The following is a 24,938-nucleotide window of genomic DNA, read 5'->3' on the forward strand; positions in this document are numbered from 1 at the left end:
AAACCATCTTAGCACTCTTTTAGTAAGAGTGCTAACTTGAATTTAAAACTTTTTTGAATCATAAATCAAGTGGTTTTTTTAGTGTTAAGTCAGTCTACGCTAGGCGACTGAATAACCTATGAATTGATTTAGCCAAAACAAAAATAACCTTTTTGCTTTGGCTTTTTTATTATTTTAAACTTAAAACATGACAGTTTTAAGAATTATATTAGAGCCCTAAACCTTATCAGGTTCTATTTCTGAGATGTAACGATTAACCGATAAGTAAGAACCAATAAAACCCAAACTAGTAGCAAGTAATACCAACGCGCCAAACTCATTAAGACTAAGCCCTATTAGCGTAAAACTGGTTTGATACACCCCTGCAACACTGCTTACTGCAGCAGATAGCCACCACATCATTAATGCTACGCATATAAAAGCAAACAATCCGCCAATCACACCATACCAAATGCCAGTCCATAAAAAGGGAGCGTGTATAAAGGTATTAGTTGCCCCAACTAGCTTCATCACCTGTATTTCTTCTTTTTTATCCATAATAGATAAACGAATTGTATTGCCTATAATTAGCGTCACTGAGGTAAGTAATAGTAGCGCAATCGTGATTACACTCTCTTTTAACAAACTTAGTAATGCATTTAGGCGCTCAAGCCAAGCGATATCAAGCTTGCCAAAGTCAACTTCGCGTTCGGCTTCAAGTTTTTTAAGCAATTGCTTAGCTGCATTAGGTTGGCTATGTCGTTGTGTTGGTGTGACTAAAACTACATTCGGTAACGGGTTGGTATCTAAATACTCTAAAGCCTGACCAAAGCCAGACATTTCTTTGAACTCATCCAAAGCCTCAGTGCGAGAAATAAAAGTCACAGTTTGTATTTCGGGATATAGCGCTAAGCGTTTAACTAAGGTTTGCGTTTCTTTCTCGCTCATATTTTCTTTTACAAACAAGGATATTTCGCTGGCTTGCTCAAAACCACTACTCACTTGCTGCACATTTTTTACCACTAAATATAGTGTAGCGGGCAAGGTTAAACTCAAACCGAGTACTGCAATGGTCATCATTGAAGCCAATGGCGTGCGCCACATTTCTCCTAGGCTGTACACACCTTGGCGAAAAATATTAATAATAAAAAAGTAACCGCCAGAGAATACTGACTTTTTTTGTTTATCATTACTATTTTGACGGCTTTTGAACAGTAAACTCATAATCCCCCCTCAGCCAGTGGATCTTGGCTCATTCGTCCATCATGAAGCGTTAAACTGCGGTACTTCATCCGTGACACTAAGCCCAAATCATGAGTGGCAATTAAAACCGTGGTGCCATGTTTATTAAAGTCTTCAAACAGGCGTAATATTTCCATTGATAATTCAGGGTCTAAGTTACCGGTAGGTTCATCGGCTAGCAATATAGGTGGCGAATTGACGATGGCTCGTGCAATCCCGACTCGTTGTTGTTCACCACCAGAAAGTGTAGAAGGGTGACAGCGCACTTTATCTAACAAGCCTACTTTATCAAGCGCTCCATGTACACGTTTGGCAATTTGCTTGTGGTGAGTCCCTTCAATAATTAAGGGCAAAGCAACGTTATCAAATACCGTATATCGCTCTAATAATCGATGATTTTGAAAAATAATACCAATGTCGCGACGTGCATACGGAATTTGACGGGAATTTAATTTATTTAAATCCACGCCATTAATAAACACGTTTCCTGCAGAAGGACGTTCCATTAAGCTAATAAGCTTTAATAGTGTACTTTTACCAGCCCCACTGTGACCAGTTAGAAAGGCCAATTCGCCAGGCTTTATATGAAAGTTCACTTTTTCAAGCGCACGGTGTCCACCGGCATAGGTTTTACTTACTTGCTGAAAATTTATCATTTTTTATTATTGCCAATTTATTGTTAGCCTTAGGCTCTAAAATAAAATGGTATTCCTCGCAATTAAAAAGGGAGCAGGCTCCCTTTTGGTAAATTAAGCGTCGTCCTCATCTTGACTAAATAGCGCGTCAATAAAGTCATCGCTCTTGAAGGTACGTAAATCATCAATACTTTCACCTACGCCAATGTAACGAATAGGAATATTAAACTTATCGGCAACGGCAAAAATAACCCCACCTTTAGCAGTACCATCAAGCTTTGATAATGTGATACCTGTTAAACCTACACATTGATTAAATAAGTTTACTTGGCTAATTGCATTTTGGCCTGTACCAGCATCAATAGTCAGCATCACTTCATGAGGTGCATCAGGGTCTACTTTTTTCATTACACGGGCTATTTTTTCAAGCTCTTGCATTAAGTTATCTTTATTTTGCAAGCGCCCTGCTGTATCAGCAATTAACACATCGACATTACGTGCTTTTGCAGCTTGAAAAGCATCAAATACTACCGATGCACTATCAGCACCTGTATGTTGAGCTATTACCGGAATGCTGTTGCGTTCACCCCATACTTGAAGCTGCTCTACCGCTGCAGCTCTAAAAGTATCACCGGCAGCAAGCATGACCGACTTACCTTGATTTTGGAATTGCTTGGCCATTTTACCAATGGTGGTGGTTTTACCTACGCCGTTTACCCCTACCATTAAAATAACAAAAGGTTTTTTATCTGCTGGTATTTCTAAAGGCTGCTCTGCTGTTTTTAGCATAGTTGCCATTTCTTGTTTCATAAGCTCATAAAGCGCATCACCATCTTTAAGTTGCTTGCGATCGGCTGCATCAGTTAAATTATCAATAAGCTTCATGGTGGTATCAACACCGAGATCAGCAGTAAGTAACTGAGTCTCTAGCTCTTCAAATAATTCGTCGTCAATTTTTTTACCGCTAAAAATTGACGAAAAACCAGAGCCAATATTAACTCGAGTTTTAAGTAAGCCTTTTTTGAGACGAGAGAAAAAGCCTTCTTTTTTAGGTTTTTCCGCTTTCTTTGCTTCTTCCTCTGCAAGCTCTGCGGTCAGTCGCTGTTGCTCTAGGCGTTCAGCCTCTTCTTCAGCTGCAATACGCTGTTGTTCTAAACGCTCACTCTCTGCTTGTTCTGCTGCAATACGCTGTTGCTCTAAACGCTCATTCTCAGCTTTTTCTGCTGCAATACGCTGTTGTTCTAAACGCTCATTCTCAGCTTGCTCTGCTGCAATACGCTGTTGCTCTAAACGCTCATTCTCAGCTTGCTCTGCAGCAATACGCTGTTGTTCTAAGCGCTCGTTTTCAGCTTGTTCTGTTGCAATACGCTGTTGTTCTAAACGCTCATGCTCAGCCGCAATACGCTGTTGTTCTAAGCGCTCATTCTCAGCTTGTTCTGCTCCAATACGCTGTTGCTCTAAACGCTCATTCTCAGCTTGTTCTGCTGCTATGCGCTGTTGCTCTAAACGCTCATTCTCAGCTTGTTCTGCTTCAATGCGCTGTTGCTCTAAACGCTCATTCTCAGCTTGTTCAGCCGCAATACGTTGTTGTTCTAGGCGATCATTCTCAGCTTTTTCAGCTGCTATACGCTCTTGCTCTAACAACATTTGCGCTTCTTGTTCTGCTAAACGTTGAGCTTGCTCTTGTCTTTGCTGCTCGGCATCTGCCTGTTGTTTAGCCAATAGCTCAGCGTTAGCTTGTTCAATCGCTTGTTTTTCTGCTGCCGCAGCGCGTTGTGCTTGCGCCTGTTTTTCTTGCTCTAAACGCTCTGTCTCTGCTTTTTCGGCAGCTATTTGTTGTTCGGCTTTTTCAGCTTGCTCTTGCGCTAAACGTTCTGCTTCAGCTTGTTCAGCTGCAATTCGGGCTTGTTCTAAACGTTCGGCTTCAGCTTGCAAACGCTCTGCCTCGGCCTTCTCTGCTGCTAAGCGCTCCTGTTCGGCTTTTTCTGCCTGCTCGTTTGCTAATGCTTGTTGTTTATCAGCTTCTGCTTGTTTTTTATCTGACTTGCCAAAACCGAGCCACGACATGAATTTACTTTTTTTTGCCATACTTGCTAATAACCACTTATAAAAATCTGATAAACTAACGATAATGATAGCGTGCTTTTAAGCCTAAATAATTGCTTTTTAGCAACACGTTATCCTCGAGGGTGCATAATAGTAACACTTTTAGCGCAGTTGAAAAATGACACGCCGTGATATGATTGCAATATTATCTGAGCTAGATCATAGATACCAATTTTTAGTGAGTTAAATGAGAAAAAAAAACACACAAAATAACACCACCCATAAATCAGCCGATGGCTTTATTAGAATCATTAGCGGCCAATTTCGCGGTCGTAAACTGCCAGTAAAAGACGTTCAAGGCTTGCGCCCTACAACCGACAGAATAAAAGAAACGGTATTCAATTGGTTAATGCACGACACCCGCGATGCGCGCACTCTCGATTGCTTTGCCGGCTCTGGTGGTTTAGGATTTGAAGCGCTATCTCGCTTTGCTAAAAACACCACATTTTTAGAGCTTGATGCGTTAGCAGCAAAACAGCTAACGCAAAATGTTACCACCCTTAATGCGCAAAATGCACAGGTACTCAATACTAATACCCTGACCTTTCTTGAAAGCAAAAACACCAGTGAGGCATTTAATTTAGTTTTTATTGACCCGCCATTTCGCAAAAATTTAGCCCAATCATGCTGTGATTTATTAGAAAATAATCAATGGCTCGACCCTGACGCACTGATATACGTTGAGGTAGAAACGGAGTTAAGCTCGTTTAAAGCACCTAGTAACTGGTTGTTAATAAAAGAGAAAAAAGCTGGGCAAGTTTTTTGCAGGCTATACCAACGGTATATAAATTAACACTGTTTTAGCGGTCGGGTTTCTGTTAATATTATCCTTTACATGTGGTGTTGCTTCGGATTACAATACCGCACCATTTTTGAACCACTTGATCAATGTTTGATCAACTTGAGCAACGCTCATAATTTAGGTAGGTGAATTTTTAATGCCAGTAATTAAAGTAAGAGAGAACGAACCGTTTGACGTAGCACTTCGTCGCTTCAAGCGTTCATGTGAAAAAGCAGGTATCCTTTCAGAAGTTCGTCGTCGCGAGCACTATGAAAAACCAACAGCTGAGCGTAAGCGTAAAAAAGCAGCTGCTGTTAAACGTCACATGAAAAAACTTTCTCGTGATAACGCTCGTCGCGTTAAATTATACTAATATATTAGGTCTTGTATAAATGAGCCTTTTAATAACGCTAAAAGATGCGCAAAAAGATGCGATGAGAGCTAAAGACAAACAACGTCTTAATCCTATTCGCATGGTACTTGCTGCAATCAAGCAACGTGAAATTGACGAGCAAATAACACTAGACGACGCAGATATTACCTCCGTTATAGTGAAGCTTGTTAAACAACGTCGCGACTCTTACACTCAGTACAAAGATGCTGGGCGTGATGATTTAGCTGAAATTGAAGCCAATGAGATTACAGCACTTGAAGCTTTTTTACCTCAACAATTGAGTGAAGAAGAAATCATTGCTCTCATTGACGCGGCTATTGCTGATACTAACGCAGCAGGTATGCAAGACATGGGTAAAGTAATGGGTATAATCAAAAGCAAAGCCGAAGGTCGTGCCGATATGGGCAAAATCTCAGGTTTAATTAAGCAACGATTAACTGCCTAATACTCCCACATACATTAAGTATGATTGAAGTAAACCGAGCCTTGAGCTCGGTTTCTTCGTTTAGAGCACTTCAAAAAAATATGCATTTGTGTTCCAATCTCTGCGTATTATAATTCGCTTTTAACACTTTTATATTTACCTTAGGGCTGTACTTTAAACAATGGCTGGAAAGATCCCACGCAACTTTATCGATGATTTATTGGCACGAACCGATATTGTCGACCTGATTGACTCAAAGGTAGGGTTGAAAAAAGCGGGCAAAGACTATCAAGCTTGCTGTCCTTTTCACAATGAAAAATCGCCTTCGTTTACTGTATCGCAAGATAAACAGTTTTATCATTGCTTTGGCTGTGGCGCTAACGGCAATGCTATTTCTTTTGTTATGGAATATGACAAACTTGAGTTTGTTGATGCAATTGAAGAGCTAGCCAGTTTACTTAACCTAGATGTTCCTCGCGAACAAGGAAGTAGTAATGGCCCAGAACGCACCGCAGCACAAAAACGTTCAGACTACGATTTAATGCTCCATGCAGCGCGTTTTTATCAACACCAGTTAAAACATCATAGTAATTCTGAAACAGTAATAGACTATGTAAAAGGTCGCGGCTTAAGCGGCGCAACAGTTAAAAAGTTTATGATGGGCTATGCGCCCAGCGAATGGGAAGGCCTCTGCCAACAGCTTGGACGTAATCAAGAACAAAAAGAGCAATTAGTTGAGCTGAAGCTCGCATCTGAAAAAACGCCAGGTAAGCAATTCGATTTTTTCCGTGATCGTTTAATGTTTCCTATTCGTGATAAACGCGGTCGCGTAATTGCTTTTGGTGGCCGTGTAATGCAAGCAGATCAGGGGCCAAAATATTTAAACTCTCCTGAAACACGAATATTCCACAAAGGCTTTGAACTTTATGGCCTTTATGAAGCAAAACAAGCACACAAAAAACTCGATCATATACTTATAGTCGAAGGTTATATGGACGTCGTTGCGCTGGCTGAACAAGGAATAGAATACGCAGTTGCCGCACTCGGCACAGCGACAACCAGCGAGCATATGCACACCTTATTTAGAACCACTGACAAAGTTATTTGTTGCTACGACGGTGACCGTGCAGGTAAAGATGCCGCGTGGCGTGCACTGGAAAATGCACTTCCTTACTTAAACGATGGCAAAGCACTGCATTTTGTATTTTTACCCGATGGTGAAGACCCTGATTCACTCGTTCAACAAGAAGGTAAAGAGGCTTTTGAGCAGCGCCTAGAAAACGCCGATGACTTCACTAAAGTGCTGTTTAATAAACTAAGTAAAGAGATTGATTTAACGCTCGATTCCGGTAAGGCTAAGTTACTCAGTGCAGCACTGCCATTAATTGAAAAAATCCCAAGTGAGTTCTATCAAGAAAATATCTTGGAGCAACTTGGCAGATTAATTGGTCGCACCCGTGAGCAACTCAATAATCACTTAAAAACACCAAAACAGCAGCAGGCAATTGAACGTAAATTTAAAATTACACCGATGCGCCAAGCGATAGGCATTTTAGTTCAGCACCCTAATTTGGCAAAAAGCGTGCCCTACTTGCCTGATTTAGCACAAATGAATATTGCAGGAATCGGCTTGTTATTACGCCTACAACATCAAGCGTTACAAAAAGATGGTATTACCACTGCACAAATTCTCGAATCATTTAGAGACACTGATGACTATGAGCCACTAACTAAGTTGGCTACATGGCAACATCAAATAAATGAAGAGCGTTTAGAGACTGTTTTTCAAAATACTTTTAAATTTATTGAAGATCAGTGTTTAAATTATCGACTAGAGACCCTATTAATAAAAGACAAGACACAGGGCTTAAATAGCGATGAACGACTAGAATGTCATTTGCTAATGACAGCGTTAAAAGCAACGAACAGCTAGTCAGATTTGATTTAGGCTGTTATACTGTGCTATTCACTGCGTCACATTATTCTGGTTAGCCTTTGAGCAAACTCCATGATGGCGCCTGTTGTATCAACTTATCAGAGTGGAAGAAACAATCTCTATGGATCCAACTCCTCAGTCACAATTAAAACTTCTGATTCAAAAAGGTAAAGAGCAAGGTTATTTAACTTTTGCAGAAGTTAATGATCACCTTCCACAAGATATTATCGACTCAGATCAAGTAGAAGATATCATTAGCATGATTAATGACATGGGTATCAAGGTTAGCGAAAACGCGCCTGATGCTGATGAATTAATGATGCAAGAAACCACGACAGACGAAGACGCAGCGGAAGCTGCCGCTGCAGCCCTTGCTACTGTAGAAAAAGAAATCGGCCGTACAACAGACCCTGTTCGCATGTATATGCGTGAAATGGGTACTGTTGAACTTCTTACCCGTGAAGGCGAAATTGTTATCGCTAAACGTATTGAAGAAGGCATTAACCAAGTACAGATTTCGGTTGCTGAATACCCAGAAGCGATCACTTACCTACTTGAACAGTGGGATAAATTTGAAGCAGAAGAGATGCGCCTTAGCGACATTATCTCTGGCTTTTTCGATCCTGATGCAGACGAAGCACCACCAATTGCTGCCACTAACATTGGTTCTGAATTAAGCGAAAAACAGCTTGATGACAGCGACGATGATGATGACAGCGATGATGAAGACGAAGAAGAAGTAGATACAGGTCCAGATCCTGAAGAAGCGCGCATCCATTTCGAAAACTTACGTGATTTATACACTAAAGCACGTGAAACATTCGATAAGAAAGGTCGCTCTCATCCAGAATCTCAAGCCGCTATTTTAGAAATTGGTGAGTTGTTCAGAACCTTTAAACTTGTGCCTAAACAATTTGACCGCATGGTTAATAACATGCGTGAAATGATGGACCGAGTTCGCGTTCAAGAACGTCTTATCATGAAGCATGCAGTACAAGTTTCAAAGCTTCCAAAGAAAACCTTTGTTAAGCACTTTGCAAACAACGAAACTGACACAGCATGGCTTGATATTGAAATTGCAGCTAACGAAAAGCATTCAGCTAAACTTGAAGAAGTGAAGCCTGAAATACTTCGCTGTATTAGCAAACTTTCTTCAATGGAAGAAAGCACTGGCTTAAGCATTGAACGTATTAAAGATATAAACCGTCGCATGAGTATTGGTGAAGCGAAAGCGCGCCGTGCTAAAAAAGAGATGGTAGAAGCGAACTTACGTCTGGTAATTTCAATCGCTAAAAAATACACCAACCGTGGCTTACAGTTCTTGGATTTAATTCAAGAAGGTAATATTGGTTTGATGAAAGCGGTTGATAAGTTTGAATACCGTCGTGGTTATAAGTTCTCTACTTATGCTACGTGGTGGATTCGCCAAGCAATTACTCGCTCTATTGCTGACCAAGCAAGAACGATCCGTATTCCAGTACATATGATTGAAACGATCAATAAATTGAACCGTATTTCACGTCAAATGTTACAAGAAATGGGTCGTGAGCCAAATCCAGAAGAATTAGCTGAACGCATGATGATGCCTGAGGATAAAATCCGTAAGGTACTTAAGATTGCAAAAGAGCCAATTTCAATGGAAACACCAATTGGTGATGATGAAGATTCGCACTTAGGCGACTTCATTGAAGATACTACTATTGATTCGCCTATCGATTCGGCAACAATGGAGTCTCTTCGTGGCGCAACTAACGATGTGCTCGCTGGCTTAACTGCCCGTGAAGCGAAAGTACTACGTATGCGTTTTGGTATTGATATGAATACCGACCACACGTTAGAAGAAGTAGGTAAGCAGTTTGATGTAACACGTGAGCGTATTCGTCAAATTGAAGCGAAGGCACTACGTAAATTACGTCACCCTTCTCGCTCTGATTTACTGAAAAGCTTTTTAGACGCTAAATAATCTAGCGTTACATTATGAGTTAACTCAAAAGGCCGCTGTAGCGGCCTTTTTTCTATTTCAAGGAAATAAACATGGCTTGGATCCAAATCCGTATCAATGCCAATGCTGCAACCGCAGATGCAGTTAGTGACTTATTAATGGAAGCTGGTAGTGCTTCTGTTACTTTTATTGATGCTAAAGACACCCCTATTTACGAACCCAAAATTGGCACAGTCGTTTTTTGGGCTGATACCACAGTAATTGGTCTGTTCGAAGCTAATCACGATATGAACGCCGTGGTTGCGTTATTAAAGCGCCATGATGAGCTCAAAGACAATTTAGTTTACAAAATCGAGCAACTCGAAGACAAAGATTGGGAACGTGAGTGGATGGATAACTTCCACCCTATTCAATTTGGCGAAAAACTATGGATTTGCCCTAGCTGGCGCGATATTCCAGATCCAGACGCAGTCAATGTGCTACTTGATCCAGGCCTTGCATTTGGTACTGGCACGCACGCCACTACCGCGCTGTGTTTAAAGTGGCTTGAAAGCCAAGACTTAAGCGGCAAAACGGTAGTCGATTTTGGTTGTGGTTCAGGCATATTAGGCATTGCAGCAATTAAACTAGGTGCAGAGCGCATGATAGGAATAGACATTGACCCGCAAGCGCTAGAAGCAAGCTTAGATAACGCTAACCGTAATGGCGTTGCTGACAAGCTTGAAGTTTATCTACCAGAAAACCAACCTGAATTTACAGCCGATATTGTTGTGGCAAATATTTTAGCGCAACCTCTGCGTGAGCTTCATAGTGTGATTTTAGGCTTATTAAAACCAGGCGGTAAAATTGCCATGTCGGGCATTTTAGAAGAGCAAGCAAAATCGGTTGCCGATATATATGCGCCCTTTATTGAACTTGATGAGATTGCCATTGAAGGCGACTGGACCCGAGTCAGTGGCATTAAAAAAGCATAATAGTGCGTTTTTAAAAGTTTAGAGTATTAACTCAAAAGTCGTTTCTAGAGCCTGTATTTAACAGGCTTTACTATTTTTTTACATAATAAAAAATAAAGATTTTTTATTATAAAAACAACGACCGTTCAAAATTCACACAAATAAACCGCTTCGTCATACGGTTATCAAATGTCAATACGAAAAGAGCAAAAAAAAGTCACTTTTGTTCAATTTATAGCCTTTGATTTTTGCGCAAAAAGCCGTAAACTTAGCGCCCCTTGAAAAGAGGCCTATTGAATATCGTGCGTATCGGTTCATACCAACTTGAGAATAATGTCATTGTCGCGCCTATGGCGGGCATAACAGACAGACCATTTAGACAGTTATGTCGTCGTTTAGGCGCTGGCCTTGCTGTGTCTGAAATGCTGTCGTCTAATCCGAAGGTTTGGAAAACCGAAAAGTCGATGAACCGAATGGATCATTCTGGTGAGTCGGGTATACGTGCGGTGCAAATTGCAGGAGCAGACCCTGAGCTTATGGCACAGGCCGCACAATTCAATGTTGCAAACGGTGCACAGATCATAGATATCAATATGGGGTGCCCAGCAAAAAAAGTGAACAAGAAACTTGCAGGCTCAGCCTTATTACAGTTTCCAGAACTCGTGGAAGAGATTATTGATGCCGTCGTTAATGCGGTTGATATACCTGTAACACTTAAAATCCGTACTGGATGGGATCAGGACAACCGTAATGGTGTAGAGATTGCAAGAATAGCTGAACGTTATGGCATTGCATCACTGGCTGTACATGGGCGCACGCGCGCATGTATGTACAAAGGTGATGCTGAGTACGCCACAATTAGGGATATAAAACGTTCAGTGTCGATACCTGTGGTTGCTAATGGTGATATTACATCACCTGAAAAAGCAAAGCAGGTTTTGGACTATACGGGTGCAGATGCCATCATGATTGGTCGAGCCGCCCAAGGTCGCCCTTGGATATTTAGGGAGATAGACCACTATTTGCGAACTGGTGAACATATGCAGCCACCTGCTATTGCAGAGGTGCGCAGTATTTTAATGGAGCATTTAACCAACCTCCATATGTTTTACGGTGAGCCAATGGGAGCACGAATCGCTCGCAAACATGTATCTTGGTATTTGCAAACCCATGACAGTGACGGTCAGTTTAGGCGAGTATTTAATGCGCTCGACAATTCCGAGGAACAGGTCGTCGCATTAGAGCAATACTTTAAAACACTAGCAGCTAACTAAGAAAGAAAGAGACTTTATAATGTTCGAACAAAACGTGACTTCTCCATTTATCACAAACCCTCATGTTCAGTCACACGAGAAACCGCAGCCATTGCGTGATGCAGTAAAAAAAGCTGTTCACCACTACTTAAAACAGCTTAACGGTCAAGATGTGCAAGACGTTTACGACCTTGTTCTTTCTGAGCTAGAAGCGCCATTGCTTGAAGAAGTAATGACTTACACACGTGGTAACCAAACTCGTGCGGCAATTCTACTAGGTATCAACCGTGGTACTTTACGTAAAAAGCTTAAAAAATACGGTATGAACTAATACCTAAGGTATTGATGCCGTAATTGCTTTACCGCGCTTGCTGATTCAATACACTGAGTGTTTTATAAAACACTCTTAAAAAAGCACCTTAGGGTGCTTTTTTTATATGCAACATTTATTAACGAAATTGCAAAATGCTCACGCTTTATGGGTCGTTATAAGTCGTTTTTTGAGTCGTAATCAGTTAAAATACGCGCTTCTAAGCTAGCTCATTAACTGAGGAAATCAAACTACAATGGATACACATCGTCCTATACGTCGCGCACTTTTGAGTGTGTCAGACAAAACCGGTATTGTTGAATTTGCCCGTGCACTAGAAGCACAAGGTGTTGAAATACTTTCAACTGGCGGCACTTGTAAACTACTTGCTGATAATGCGATTAAAGTTACCGAAGTATCAGATCACACCGGTCACCCTGAGATCATGGATGGTCGCGTAAAAACCCTTCACCCAAAAATTCATGGCGGTATCCTTGCTCGTCGTGGCCAAGATGAAGACGTAATGGCAGATAACAACATTGCTGCTATCGACATCGTTGTAGTTAACTTATACCCCTTTGCGAACACTGTCGCTCAAGAAAACTGCAGCCTTGAAGATGCTATTGAAAACATCGATATTGGTGGCCCAACCATGGTGCGTGCAGCAGCTAAAAATCACAAAGATGTGACGATTGTTGTTAACGCAAGCGACTACGACCGTGTTATCAGCGAAATGCAAAATAATAACGCCTCAACCACCTACAAAACCCGCTTTGATTTAGCTATTGCCGCCTATGAGCACACAGCGCAATACGATGGTATGATTGCTAACTACTTCGGTAAAATGGTTCCTGATTACACAGAAGAAGCCGCTGAAGATACTAAGTTCCCACGTACTATTAATATGCAATTCACTAAAAAGCAAGATATGCGTTACGGTGAAAATTCGCATCAAGATGCCGCGTTTTATGTTGAAAACGACATCACTGAAGCGTCTGTGGCGACAGCGACTCAGCTACAAGGTAAAGCATTATCGTTTAACAATATTGCCGATACCGATGCCGCACTTGAGTGTGTTAAAGAATTTGATGTACCTGCGTGTGTTATTGTAAAACATGCTAATCCATGTGGTGTTTCAATTGGCGACAATATCTTAGAAGCGTACGATCGCGCTTTTAAAACAGATCCAACGTCAGCGTTTGGCGGCATCATTGCTTTTAACCAAGAGCTTGATGCCAACACCGCACAAGCGATTGTTGAACGTCAATTTGTTGAAGTTATTATCGCACCAAGCGTGAGTGCAGAAGCCGCTCAAATAGTATCAGCTAAACAAAACGTGCGTTTATTAGAGTGTGGTGAGTTCTCTGCTAAAGGCACAGGCCATGACATTAAACGCGTTAATGGCGGCGTTCTAATTCAAGACCGTGATTTAGGTATGGTAACGCAAGGCGACTTAACGGTTGTCTCTAAGCGCCAGCCTTCTGAGCAAGAACTTAAAGACTTACTGTTCTGCTGGAAAGTGGCTAAATTTGTTAAATCAAACGCCATTGTTTATGCCCGCGACGGTATGACTATTGGTGTTGGTGCAGGCCAAATGAGCCGCGTTTACTCAGCTAAAATTGCCGGTATTAAAGCCGCTGATGAAAACCTTGAAGTTAAAGGCTCAGTTATGGCATCAGATGCATTTTTCCCATTCCGTGATGGCATTGATGCTGCAGCCGCAGCAGGTATTACCGCGGTTATTCAACCGGGTGGTTCAATGCGCGATGAAGAAGTAATTGCCGCAGCTGATGAAGCTGGTATGGCAATGGTGTTTACGGGTATGCGCCATTTCCGCCATTAATCGCTTAAAGAGCTAACTGCTTCAGTTAGCTCTTTTTGTTTGCATCAAATTCACGTATTCTGCTTATTCTATAACCATGACTAACAATTATAATGTGAAGGATTAGACGATGAAATTTGCACTAAAATCTCTACTGGTTGCCACGCTGTCATTAAGTTCAACAATGGCATTAGCACACAACCATGGCCACGACTCAGCATTAACAAATGCAGTTAAAGCAAGCGAGCGCAGCAGTGAACGCGACCAATACCGCAATCCTGTAGAAACCCTCGAGTTTTTTGGCTTTAAACCAACAATGACTGTTGTAGAAATTGCGCCTGGCGGTGGTTGGTATAGTGAAATTTTAGCGCCAGCATTAAAAGAGCAAGGCACCTATTATGCCGCGCATTTTCCTGCTGATTCATCGGTAGGTTACTACCAACGTTCTCTTGCTGGCTTTAAAGCTAAAATCGCTGAAGATGCCCGCTTTAGTGACGTTAAACTTACTGAGTTTGCTCCTTCTACTCATTTAGATATTGCCCCTGCAAGTAGCGCCGATATGGTACTTACTTTTCGTAATGTCCATAACTGGTTCATGAGTAAAGACAAAGACGCAGCAAGCAATGCATTTAAGTCTTTTTATACAGCACTTAAGCCTGGCGGCACTTTAGGCGTAGTTGAACATCGCCTACCCGAAGAGCAAGCCGATGAAATGCAAAAGTCATCAGGTTATATGAAGCAGAGTGTGGTTATTGCACTTGCTGAACAAGCAGGTTTTGAACTTGAAGCAAAAAGCGATATTAATGCAAACCCTCTTGATACAGCCGATCACCCTAAAGGGGTATGGACCCTTCCACCGAGCCTTAGACTTGGCGAGCAAGATGCCGCTAAATATAAAGCCATAGGTGAAAGCGACCGTATGACGCTGAAATTTAAAAAACCGCTTTAAATAGGATATTCGCCATGAATGTATTAGTCATTGGCAGCGGCGGCCGCGAACACGCACTTGCGTTTAAGGCCGCTCAAAATACAAAAGTAAACACTGTTTATGTTGCTCCAGGTAATGCGGGCACAGCCCTTGAGCCAAAACTTGAGAACGTAGCAATTAACGTTGAAGATCTTGATGGGCTACTTAGCTTTGCACAACAAAATAATGTTGAGCTAACCATTGTTGGTCCAGAAGTGCCGCTAGTATTAGGTGTTGTTGATAAGTTTCGTGAACACGGCTTAGCTATTTTTGGTCCAACCGCCGGTGCAGCCCAGCTTGAAGGGTCTAAATCGTTCACTAAAGACTTTTTAGCACGTCATGCTATCCCAACTGCTGATTACCAAACGTTTGAACAAATCGACCCTGCGCTTGCCTATTTAAAAGAGAAAGGCGCACCGATTGTTATAAAAGCTGATGGTTTAGCGGCCGGTAAAGGCGTGATTGTAGCCATGAACGAGCACGAGGCTGAAGAAGCCATTCGCGATATGCTTGCGGGTAATGCCTTTGGTGAAGCTGGCAGCCGCGTTGTCATCGAAGAGTTTTTAGAAGGTGAAGAAGCGTCGTTTATCGTAATGGTTGATGGTGAAAACGTACTGCCATTTGCAACTAGCCAAGATCATAAACGTGCTTACAATGGCGATGCTGGCCCAAATACTGGCGGTATGGGCGCTTATTCTCCGGCACCGGTAGTGACTGATGAAATTCATCAACGCATTATGAATGAAGTGATTTACCCTACGGTAGAAGGTATGGCTAGCGAAGGCCACCCGTACACTGGCTTTTTATATGCAGGCTTAATGATAGATGACACCGGCACACCAAAAGTAATTGAATATAACTGTCGTTTTGGCGACCCTGAAACACAACCTATGATGCTACGTTTGCAATCAGATTTAGTTGAGCTGATTGAAGCTGCTAACCGTGTAGAGCTTGATAAAACTACCATTGAGTTTGATTCACGCGCTGCTGTAGGTGTTGTTTTAGCTGCCAAAGGCTACCCAGATAGCTACCCGAAAGGCGATGCGATTAGTGGCCTGAAAGTAACTTACCCTGAAGGCGAAAAAGTTTTTCACGCAGGGACTAAGCAAGATGGCGATAACGTAGTAACTGCCGGTGGTAGAGTATTATGTGCAACGGCACTAGGTAATACCGTTACCGAAGCGCAACAACGTGCCTATAAACTGGTTGATGAAATCAGCTGGGACGGCATGGAATACCGTACAGATATAGCCTATCGTGCAATTGCTCGTGAAAAATAATTATTGAGTTTTACTCATTAAACTTTATAAGCGCAGATTATCTGCGCTTTTTACTGCTACACTATAAAAAAACAATCAGGGCACAGGTTAATATTGGAATTTAAAACCTTGCGCTATCATGCGATAGCGGTCGTAATACTAATTTTTATCTTTTTTATTATCAGCACATTGGCAACAAACTTTGTGATGCCATCTCGCTATACCATAGATAAAATAACTCCTGTTTACCTCGATCATGCATATTACATAGACAAGAGTAAAACACAAAACTTCGCAGAAGTAATGAGTAATAAAGCGCAATTTACAGAGCAAGAATTTAACGATATTCCTTGGAGTTTTCAACAGCAAAATTATTGGTTACGCCTTGATTTAGAAAACAAAAGCAGCAAAGAAGAAGATGTGGTGGCGCACTTTGATAATCCTATGGTGGATCACCTCACTATATATAGGCTCAATAGTAATAACCAGCTACTCGAAACTTATAAGCTTGGTGATAAAGAGCCGCGCCTTACTTTATTTAAGTACAGCGTTCCCCATATCCGTTTTAAGCTTGATGGCCAATCTAAACAACAATTAGTCATAAAAATAGATACCGTGGGGATTAGTAAAACCCCAATTCACTTATATCGCCATACTGTATTTGTTGACTTAGTGCGCTCTCAAACAGGCATTTGGGGTATTTTTGCTGGCGTACTACTAATGGCTTCGCTGTACAACTTATTGCTCTATTTTGGTATTAAAGAGCGTGTTTACTTGGTTTATATTGGCTACATTATTAGCGCTATTGCATTAATGGGAACCGTGCTCGGATTTGGTTTTTACTTATGGCCGCTTGAATGGCAATTATTTATTCACGAAAAAGTCATTGTGGTCAACTACACCATGGCGATTTTTACCCTCGCCTTTTGTACACTATTTTTGCGTTATCACAAAGACGGCTGCTGGCGTTATAAACTAAGCATCGGCTTATTAAGGCTGATGCTAGTTCTCGGTATATTGAGCTTTTTCATTCCCGAAAACATAGCTGCGCCGATATTTTTTGTAATTCTAGGATCGCAATATATTGTCTGCTTCATTTTAATTTATAACAAATTAAGAAGTGGTTTTCGTTGGGCTAAGTTTTACGTATTTTCGTGGGTACCACTGATCATTGGCGCAGCTATCCAACCTCTAGAGCTCACAGGTGTTATTTCCTATAGTTTTTCAATACGCCATGCATTTTTAGTTGCCATTTTGTGTGAAATTGTCCTAATGGCAATGGCACTTGCTGATCGGATTCGTTACCAGCGTGAGCAAGTTCTTTATCATGCAACACATACCCAACAAACCAAGCTACTCAATAGCGCCAAGCTAAAATATGCCTTTATGGCACTCAAGGCGCAGCAGCGCTCTACCACTTTATGTTTGGTGAAAATACGTCATTTTAACTCGCTAAATACCATTATTACCTCTTCGCAAGGATATGAGCTAATTAAGCATGTTGCTCACGAGCTTGAATGCAAATTAAGCTTTGAACGAGAGTTTTTTCATCTCAACAATGGTATTAATCAGCCAGCTAAAATTGCTGATTTGGGCAGTGGCGTATTTGCCTGCATTTCTACTAAAAAACAGAGTCAGCACACGTTCGAAGAATTACTCAAACAGATCTTAAATAAGTTACCAAAAACATATCAAATTAAAGGTCTAGACTTACAACTTAATTACAGTGTTGGCATTAGTGGTTACGGTAAACGTGATGATTTTGAGTTTTGGTTAAAACGAGGCTATTTAGCATTACACGACGCTAAACATAACCTAAGCAAAGTAAGCTCATCACTTGCGCATGACAACTTTACCATGGACGTTGCTCTTGCAGCCAAGCTACAGCAAGCGATAAGAGAGGATCAACTTGCACTTTATTATCAACCACAAGTGAGCTTAGAGGAGTGCAGTATACACGGCGCGGAAGCCCTACTACGCTGGCCAGATGCTGACTTTAAAAATATTTCGATAGAAAAGCTAATTATACTCGCCGAACACACTGGTATTATTAATGAATTAACAATTTGGGTTATTGAACAAGCCTGTAAAGACATTGCAAAGCTGGCATCCGATGACATAAGCAATCATAGTATTAGTATTAATTTAAGTGCAAAAAATCTAGCCATTACTAATTTGACTGAAAAAGTAGAGAATATTTTAATTAAATATCAAGTTGCCCCTCACTTATTAAAGTTTGAACTGACTGAATCTGCTTTTGTCGAAAACCAAGATGCATTAGTCACCTTGGTTGAGGAGCTTGCCACCTTGGGCGTTAAAGTGGTACTCGACGACTTTGGCACTGGTTATTCATCGCTTAGCTACTTGGTTAACTATCACTTTAGCGAACTTAAAGTAGATAAGTCATTCGTGTTTGATTTAACTGATAACCGTGCGCATCAGGTTATTGTGCAAACAGCCATAGATATGGCACATAATCTGGGCCTAACTATCACGATTGAGGGCGTAGAGACTCAAGAGGTTCATCAGCTACTTACAGCTATGAACGCCGACCGTACTCAAGGCTACCTGTATGCCAAAGCACTCTCTTATGATAATTATTTAGACTTCTTAAAAAGCCAATACAGCCTAAAAATGTTAAACTCCCCTTTTTAACATCTTTGGGGCCAAGAAAAGATGCAAGGTACACTGCGTAAATTAAAGTCGAGCTTAACAGAGCCAGTTCAATATCATCTACCTGTAGGTGAGCAGCTGGTTGATTTAAATGCCTTAATTGGCAAACAGCTGACCCTTACTTTTAGTGGCACAATTTTGTGCTCTAACTGTGGTAAAAAAACCAAAAAGAGCTACTCTCAGGGGCATTGCTTTGTATGTATGCGCAAACTTGCCAGTTGCGATATGTGTATCATGAAACCGGAAACCTGCCATTACGACCAAGGCACCTGCCGCGAGCCAGAGTGGGGCGAAGAAAATTGCATGATCCCGCATTATGTTTACCTAGCAAATACCTCAGGATTAAAAGTAGGTATTACTCGCCATACACAAATTCCTACCCGTTGGATTGACCAAGGGGCAACCCAAGCTTTACCTATTTTTAAAGTGCAGACTCGTTTGCAATCGGGCTTAGTTGAAGTAGCGCTGGCACAGTTTATTGCTGATAAAACTAATTGGCGTAATATGCTTAAAGGGCAAAACGACACGCTTGATTTAAAAGCCGCGGCCGCTGAACTTATTCCACAAATAAGCGAAAAGCTTACAGAGCTGAGTGAGCTGTTTGGCGCAACCGCCATTGAACAACTTGATGAAGACGTAGTAAACCTTGATTTTCCAGTTAGTGAATACCCAACTAAAATTAGCTCATTTAACTTTGATAAAAACCCTGTTGTTAGCGGTATTTTACAAGGTATAAAAGGTCAGTACTTAATTTTTGATACCGGTGTGATTAATATTCGAAAATTCACCTCTTATGAAGTGAGCGTAGACTCAGAATAACCTTTTGCTGCTTGGTTATAAAATGCTATCCATTGCTGTCGTGTTAATGGATAGCAATAATGGTAACCCTGAATAATATTGCAGCCTATTGTTGCTAAGTGTGTCTCTTGCGAGGCATGCTCAACTCCCTCAGCAACCACATCTAACCCTAAACTTGTCGCCATGGCTATAATAGCCGCTACAATTTGGCTATTGCCGTATTCATCAGGAATTTTAGCAATAAAACTGGCATCAATTTTTAACGTGTTAAAGGGCAGTTTGGTTAAATAGCTTAATGCCGAATACCCCGTGCCAAAATCATCAAGCGCAATATGTACACCTAACATTTTAAGCTGTTGTAACTGTTCTTTTGCCTGTGAAAAAGAACCTATAAAGCTACTTTCAGTCAGCTCTATTTCAAGTAAACTCCCAGGTAATTGATAGCGAGTAAGCATGGCCTTAATGTTATCAGCTAGCTTACCTTGGCTTAGGTGGCAAGCAGATACATTAATCGCTAAACGTCCGGGATTCATTCCTTGTGCTTGCCAAAGAGTTAACTCCTTACCGGCTTGGTTAATAACCCATAAATCGAGACGAACAACTAAACCTAACTCTTCAGCAAGCGGGATAAACTGAGCTGGCGAAATAGTGCCTAAATCAGGGTCTTGCCAACGCAGTAGTGCTTCAGCCCCCATAATCGCCCCTGTTTTTAAACACTGTTTAGGCTGAAAATAAAGCTCAAACTCATCATTTTCAAGCGCATGTTGAAAGCGGCTCATCATCGCTAAGCGCTCAAGGGAGCGGGCATTCATTGAGGGTTGAAACAACTGAAACGAATTACGCCCCACATCTTTTGAGCGATACATGGCAATATCAGCATGCTTTAATAATGTTTCACTGTCTAAGCCATCATCTGGATAAACCGCTGCACCTATAGAGGCGGTAACACCCACTTCAAATCCTTCCAATTTAAAGGGGGTATTTAAGTGATTTAAAATACCCTCTGCAAGTCTGATAACAGCTGCTACGCTTTCAACCTCACACAAAACAATAAACTCATCTCCCCCTAATCGTGCCAGTGTATCCCCCTCATTAAGGGTGTTAATAATGCGCTCAGAGACTAATTTTAATAAGGTATCACCGGCGTTATGGCCCAAGCTGTCATTTACCTCTTTAAAACGGTCAAGGTCAATAAACATTACCGCTAGCATTTGTTTATCTCTGTGAGCAGAGGCCAGTGCCATAGAGAGCCTATCGTTAAATAAGCGCCGATTAGGTAAACCGGTTAGTTCATCAAAATATGCTAGCTGCACTACTTTTTCTTCTGCACTCTTTCGCTCTGTTATGTCACTAAAAATAGCAGCGTATATAACATCACTATGACTTGGCTCTTTTATTTCTATAATACTGAGCCACTCAATATAAATATCGCCAGATTTTTTACGATTATGAATTTCCCCCTGCCATACCCCAGTTTTAGTCAGTGAGTCCCACATTTTTATGTAAAAGTTTTTATCATGACGCCCTGAGCTCAACATATTAGGCCGCTTACCTATCACCTCATATTCTTTGTAACCGGTTAAATGAGTAAATGCAGGGTTTACTTGCATAATCACTCCATTCGAGTCGGTGATCATGATGCCATCTAGGGAGGAGTCGATAATTTTATTGGCTAAGAATAAATTACGCTGTGAGTGCTGCAGTGCAATATCTCGCTGCTGAAGTACCTTTTCAAGCTCGCAGCAATACGCAGTTTCAATTTCATTAATTAGGTTTTCAAGCGATAATACACCGTTTATTTGATTATTTTCGCTTACTACTAAATGCCGAATATTACTTTCCGACATCAACCTGTAAGCATCAAAAAGGCTGTCTTGAGGGCTTATTTTATACAAAGGACGGCTCGCTAAATCCCAACAAACAAGATGGTTATGCTGCTCGGTGATGAGCTTTAGTAAATCACGTTGGGTAATAATGCCATGGGCATTTTCATCTTCATTAAAGACTAAAATCACTTTTTCAGCGTATTCGCGCATTAAGTTAACCGCGTCATTAATTGCTAATGAGCTGGGGACTACCCTAATATTTTTATTATATTGCTCGTTTATCGGTCTAAATTGCAGGTAATGCTCTAATCCTTGATTACTCACAATATCAGTAATACTAATCACCCCGCTTGGGTTATCATTCGCATCTGTTACCAGTAAGTGTCTTACGCCATGCTTATTAAACACCATGGCGGTATCGGTTAATAATTGCTGCCTGGGTACACTCAATACCGGACTCGACATTACCTTTTCAATCATTACTTGTCTAAGAGTCTGATCAGAAAAGTTAAGCGTTAAGCAATCAGTTTCAGTCCACACCCCCACTATTTGCTGCTGATGTTTAACAAAAATAGCGCTAACATTGTGCGCACGCATTAGTTTCACCGCTTCAATTAAAGGGGTATCCTTAGTACAGGCGATCACCTTATTGGTAAAAACATCGCATACTTTTTGATAGCGGCTAGTGTGGGGCATTGCTTTTACTTCCAAAATTAAACCAATGCACGATTATAAATTATTCAGTAAATAACAATTTGATTTAGGACAATATATGAGCATCAGTTACCCATTAATTATTATTTATAATAATGAGATTGAGCTATTAGAGCATGCCGATGAGTTACATGATTTTATTTATACTATGGACCAGCATGAGCAGCAAAACGTGGTTATTTTAGATAAAGTAAGTGGCTATCAAGGTTTAAATGGCGATGCGCATAATGCACTCAGTGCAATACAATTAGCGCAATTGGTAAAGGAATATTTAGCAAAAGAAGGGCAATGTTGCCTCAGTAAAATAGAGCAGCTTACTCCTGAACAGGCATTTAGGTTACTCGCCGAAATCAACTAAGGCTTTAACGTGTGCAATCGCGCTGCGCCCGAGGGCAGACAGTGAGTATCCCCCCTCTAGGTAAGAGATAATTCCTAAGCAATCATGTTGTTGGCTAAATTGCGCTAATTGCTCAGTGAGCCATATATAATCACTTTCAACAAACTTTAAACTGGCCATATCATCTTCAAGGTGCGCGTCAAATCCAGCGCTTATAAAAAGTAGCTCAGGCTTAAATTCTGTTAATCTTGGTAGCCATTGTTGCTCATAAAGTACCTTTAAATCAGTACCATCACTAGCAATAGGCAAAGGTGAATTTACCAACGTGGCGTTATTTTTAATGGCAGTATTTGGATAAAATGGATATTGAAATAACGAGCACAGCAACACATTTTCATCATCCATAAAAATATCTTGGGTGCCATTGCCATGGTGTACATCAAAATCGATAATGGCAATACGTTTAACCCCTTTGCTTTGTGCATATTTAACCGCAATCGCAAGGTTGTTAAACACACAAAAGCCTGAGGAGCTGTCGCGATTAGCGTGATGCCCTGGCGGGCGTACTGAGCAAAACGCGGCATCCAACTTACCCTCTAAAATCTCATCGACAGCGAGTAACCCTGCCCCTACGGCGCGTTCAATTGCTTTCAATGAATCAGGGCACAACCAAGTATCACCGTCCAAATCGCTAAGCCCTTCGGTTGGGATCATACTTTCTACATGATTAATGTGTTGTTCACTATGCGCCAATAAATAGTGCTGACGTGAGGCCTTAGGCGATTGTTTTTGCTCAATAGCGACATCCAGTCCACTTGCAAGTAAACGGTCGTTTATCGCATCCAAACGCTCAGGGCACTCTGGATGATCGTCAATCATTTTATGTTTACGACAGTGGGGGTGAGAAATAATCGCAGTGCGCATAGCTAACTCCAAAGATAAGTTGCTTGACGAGTATAACAAAGCCACCTTAGGGTGGCTTTGCGACTTTGGTTGATACTAAACGACTATTTAACCAAAATAGTGGCTATTTAGCTTTTAAGTCGAGATTTCTAAAATCAAAGCTAAAATCGGTGACCTGCGTTGAAACCGCCTTCATTTTCGCTGATTCTACGCGATTATCTGCACTCACAGAAAAACGAATAAAGGCATCTGCCTCTAATAACTTTTCGTCCCACTTAACAATAAAGGTATTACCTGTGTAATGCTCCAATTCACCTTTGAGGCGCTTTGTATGGGTAAAATCAATGCGTAATTTGCCATCTAACTCTTCAACTATTACATCGCCATACCAATCATCATGCAAAGTACCGGTGTAATTAATGGTTGGCAATGCCGGCTGGATATCTGCTGGCACTGATGGAGCCGCGTTAGCATAGGCTTTTTCTTTACCTGCAAAATGCTTTTTAGCTAAATCTTCAACCCAGTCTTTATCTTCAAGCTCTAGTACATCTTCAAGTACTTCATGAGTCACCGCCGATAATGCAGAAAACGCTTGTTGGTTGCTTAATATCACAATTCCCACATTTTTCTCTGGCAAAAGAGTAACCTGCGAGACCATACCTAAAATGCCACCACCATGTGCCAGCTTCTTAACGCCGTGGTAATCCTCTATACTCCAGCCTAATCCATAACCTCTAAACTGCTGATGATACGCTTCATAGGCACTTTTAGATGCCAGTGAGGTAATATGTGGGTGCCACATTTGTGCTTGCTGCTTTTCACTAAATAGCTGTTCGCCATTAGGCATTTTGCCACCAGCAAGTTGAGTACGAAGCCATTGGCTCATATCATTTACGCTTGATGCAATGGCGCCTGCCCCTCTAAAATCTTCAAGGTAATTAACAAAAAAAGGATGTAATTTACCGTCCATTGGGATGTGCCCAATTGCCCAGTTTTTGTTATTTTTAGCGATACGCGAAAAGCCAGCCCGTGAGTTGCTCATATTGAGCGGCTGTAAAATATTTTTTTCAATGTAGTCGTTCCAGCTCATCCCCGATATACGGGCAACAACTTCACCAGCGGTAACAAACATTAGATTGTTGTACGCATATTGGCTACGAAAACTGCTGGCAGGTTTTAAATATTTCAGCCCCGATAAAATATCGGCTACCGATTTATCAGTACTTGGCCAAATCATTAAATCGCCTTGACCAAGCCCTAACCCACTGCGGTGGCTTAGCAAATCGCGAATTCGCATTTCACGGGTAACGTATGGGTCATACAATCTAAATTCGGGTAGGTGATCAATTACGCGATCATCCCAGCTTAATTTGCCTTCATCCACCAGCTTAGCCAGTGCTGCACTGGTAAATGCCTTGGTATTTGAAGCAATGCCAAATAAAGTGTCTTTATTCACCTTGCTATTTGTATTGAGGTTGGCAACACCAAAGCCTTTAGCGAATACAACTTTGTCATTTTCAACAATAGCAACGGCCATTCCGGGTACATCAAACCGTGTCATTGAAGCGTTGATCACCTCTGAAATTTTATCGGTATCAACCGCTGCAGAGCTCGTGAACGCCCAGCCAACCAATAATGCGGCTGTGGCTAATTTTGTTAGTTTCATAGTGTTACCTTAGGTTAT

At 41.3% G+C, this 24,938-nt stretch carries 20 protein-coding genes; 14 read left to right on the forward strand and 6 right to left on the reverse strand.

The window, feature by feature from the left end; all coding sequences use genetic code 11:
- Positions 1-216: 216 nt before the first annotated feature.
- The 3 genes from ftsX to ftsY form a co-directional block, all read right to left on the reverse strand.
- Entirely contained in the window at positions 217-1,203 is a 987-nt protein-coding gene (gene ftsX, locus FLM47_RS13490) for a permease-like cell division protein FtsX (RefSeq protein WP_138571116.1), read from the reverse strand.
- Entirely contained in the window at positions 1,200-1,877 is a 678-nt protein-coding gene (gene ftsE / locus FLM47_RS13495; protein ID WP_138571115.1) for a cell division ATP-binding protein FtsE, read from the reverse strand. The genes ftsX and ftsE overlap by 4 nt, the downstream gene beginning before the upstream one ends.
- Before the next feature lie 93 nt (positions 1,878-1,970).
- Complete coding sequence (gene ftsY / locus FLM47_RS13500; RefSeq protein WP_178956633.1) at positions 1,971-3,944, reverse strand: signal recognition particle-docking protein FtsY; 1,974 nt, start codon at positions 3,942-3,944, stop codon at positions 1,971-1,973.
- Positions 3,945-4,149: 205 nt separating this feature from the next.
- Between ftsY and rsmD the strand changes: the two genes are divergently transcribed.
- The 13 genes from rsmD (at position 4,150) to FLM47_RS13565 (ending at position 19,495) form a co-directional block, all read left to right on the forward strand.
- Positions 4,150-4,755, forward strand: coding sequence for a 16S rRNA (guanine(966)-N(2))-methyltransferase RsmD (gene rsmD / locus FLM47_RS13505; protein WP_178956634.1), 606 nt, complete (start codon positions 4,150-4,152; stop codon positions 4,753-4,755).
- Positions 4,756-4,900: 145 nt separating this feature from the next.
- Positions 4,901-5,116 (forward strand): 30S ribosomal protein S21, encoded by a 216-nt coding sequence (gene rpsU / locus FLM47_RS13510; protein ID WP_002957797.1) that lies wholly within the window; start codon positions 4,901-4,903, stop codon positions 5,114-5,116.
- A 19-nt stretch (positions 5,117-5,135) separates the two neighbouring features.
- Positions 5,136-5,582: a GatB/YqeY domain-containing protein gene (locus FLM47_RS13515; protein ID WP_178956635.1), complete on the forward strand. Its 447-nt coding sequence runs from the start codon at positions 5,136-5,138 to the stop codon at positions 5,580-5,582.
- A gap of 160 nt (positions 5,583-5,742) precedes the next feature.
- A complete protein-coding gene (dnaG, locus tag FLM47_RS13520; protein ID WP_178956636.1) occupies positions 5,743-7,494 on the forward strand; it encodes a DNA primase in 1,752 nt (583 codons plus the stop codon).
- A 124-nt stretch (positions 7,495-7,618) separates the two neighbouring features.
- Positions 7,619-9,460, forward strand: a complete 1,842-nt coding sequence (gene rpoD, locus FLM47_RS13525; RefSeq protein ID WP_010391796.1) for an RNA polymerase sigma factor RpoD — start codon at positions 7,619-7,621, stop codon at positions 9,458-9,460.
- A gap of 71 nt (positions 9,461-9,531) precedes the next feature.
- Complete coding sequence (gene prmA / locus FLM47_RS13530) at positions 9,532-10,413, forward strand: 50S ribosomal protein L11 methyltransferase (protein WP_054202602.1); 882 nt, start codon at positions 9,532-9,534, stop codon at positions 10,411-10,413.
- 281 nt (positions 10,414-10,694) lie between these two features.
- Positions 10,695-11,666 carry a tRNA dihydrouridine synthase DusB gene (dusB, locus tag FLM47_RS13535; protein WP_010391792.1) on the forward strand — a complete coding sequence of 324 codons (972 nt, stop codon included), beginning with the start codon at positions 10,695-10,697 and terminating at the stop codon, positions 11,664-11,666.
- Between the two features lie 19 nt (positions 11,667-11,685).
- Complete coding sequence (gene fis / locus FLM47_RS13540) at positions 11,686-11,976, forward strand: DNA-binding transcriptional regulator Fis (protein ID WP_002957804.1); 291 nt, start codon at positions 11,686-11,688, stop codon at positions 11,974-11,976.
- Positions 11,977-12,211: 235 nt separating this feature from the next.
- Positions 12,212-13,798 (forward strand): bifunctional phosphoribosylaminoimidazolecarboxamide formyltransferase/IMP cyclohydrolase, encoded by a 1,587-nt coding sequence (gene purH / locus FLM47_RS13545; RefSeq protein WP_178956637.1) that lies wholly within the window; start codon positions 12,212-12,214, stop codon positions 13,796-13,798.
- A gap of 109 nt (positions 13,799-13,907) precedes the next feature.
- The gene (locus FLM47_RS13550) at positions 13,908-14,726 is read left to right on the forward strand and encodes a class I SAM-dependent methyltransferase (RefSeq protein WP_075169883.1); all 819 of its coding nucleotides are present in this window, start codon (positions 13,908-13,910) and stop codon (positions 14,724-14,726) included.
- Between the two features lie 14 nt (positions 14,727-14,740).
- Entirely contained in the window at positions 14,741-16,024 is a 1,284-nt protein-coding gene (purD, locus tag FLM47_RS13555) for a phosphoribosylamine--glycine ligase (protein WP_178956638.1), read from the forward strand.
- Positions 16,025-16,117: 93 nt separating this feature from the next.
- Complete coding sequence (locus tag FLM47_RS13560) at positions 16,118-18,658, forward strand: EAL domain-containing protein (RefSeq protein ID WP_178956639.1); 2,541 nt, start codon at positions 16,118-16,120, stop codon at positions 18,656-18,658.
- 21 nt (positions 18,659-18,679) lie between these two features.
- Positions 18,680-19,495 carry a DUF2797 domain-containing protein gene (locus FLM47_RS13565; RefSeq protein ID WP_138606552.1) on the forward strand — a complete coding sequence of 272 codons (816 nt, stop codon included), beginning with the start codon at positions 18,680-18,682 and terminating at the stop codon, positions 19,493-19,495.
- Here the strand turns inward: FLM47_RS13565 and FLM47_RS13570 are convergent.
- A complete protein-coding gene (locus tag FLM47_RS13570) occupies positions 19,468-21,996 on the reverse strand; it encodes an EAL domain-containing protein (RefSeq protein ID WP_178956640.1) in 2,529 nt (842 codons plus the stop codon). The genes FLM47_RS13565 and FLM47_RS13570 overlap by 28 nt on opposite strands.
- Positions 21,997-22,072: 76 nt before the next feature.
- Between FLM47_RS13570 and FLM47_RS13575 the strand changes: the two genes are divergently transcribed.
- Positions 22,073-22,372 (forward strand): DUF4144 family protein, encoded by a 300-nt coding sequence (locus FLM47_RS13575; protein WP_178956641.1) that lies wholly within the window; start codon positions 22,073-22,075, stop codon positions 22,370-22,372.
- Here FLM47_RS13575 and FLM47_RS13580 read toward each other — a convergent pair.
- Both FLM47_RS13580 and FLM47_RS13585 read right to left on the reverse strand, forming a co-directional pair.
- A complete protein-coding gene (locus FLM47_RS13580) occupies positions 22,352-23,275 on the reverse strand; it encodes a histone deacetylase family protein (RefSeq protein ID WP_178956642.1) in 924 nt (307 codons plus the stop codon). The two genes, FLM47_RS13575 and FLM47_RS13580, sit on opposite strands and share 21 nt — an antisense overlap.
- 103 nt (positions 23,276-23,378) lie before the next feature.
- Positions 23,379-24,920: a serine hydrolase gene (locus FLM47_RS13585; RefSeq protein ID WP_178956643.1), complete on the reverse strand. Its 1,542-nt coding sequence runs from the start codon at positions 24,918-24,920 to the stop codon at positions 23,379-23,381.
- Between the last annotated feature and the right edge of the window lie 18 nt (positions 24,921-24,938).

It is taken from the genome of Pseudoalteromonas sp. Scap06 (assembly GCF_013394165.1).
Classification (GTDB): Bacteria; Pseudomonadota; Gammaproteobacteria; order Enterobacterales; family Alteromonadaceae; genus Pseudoalteromonas.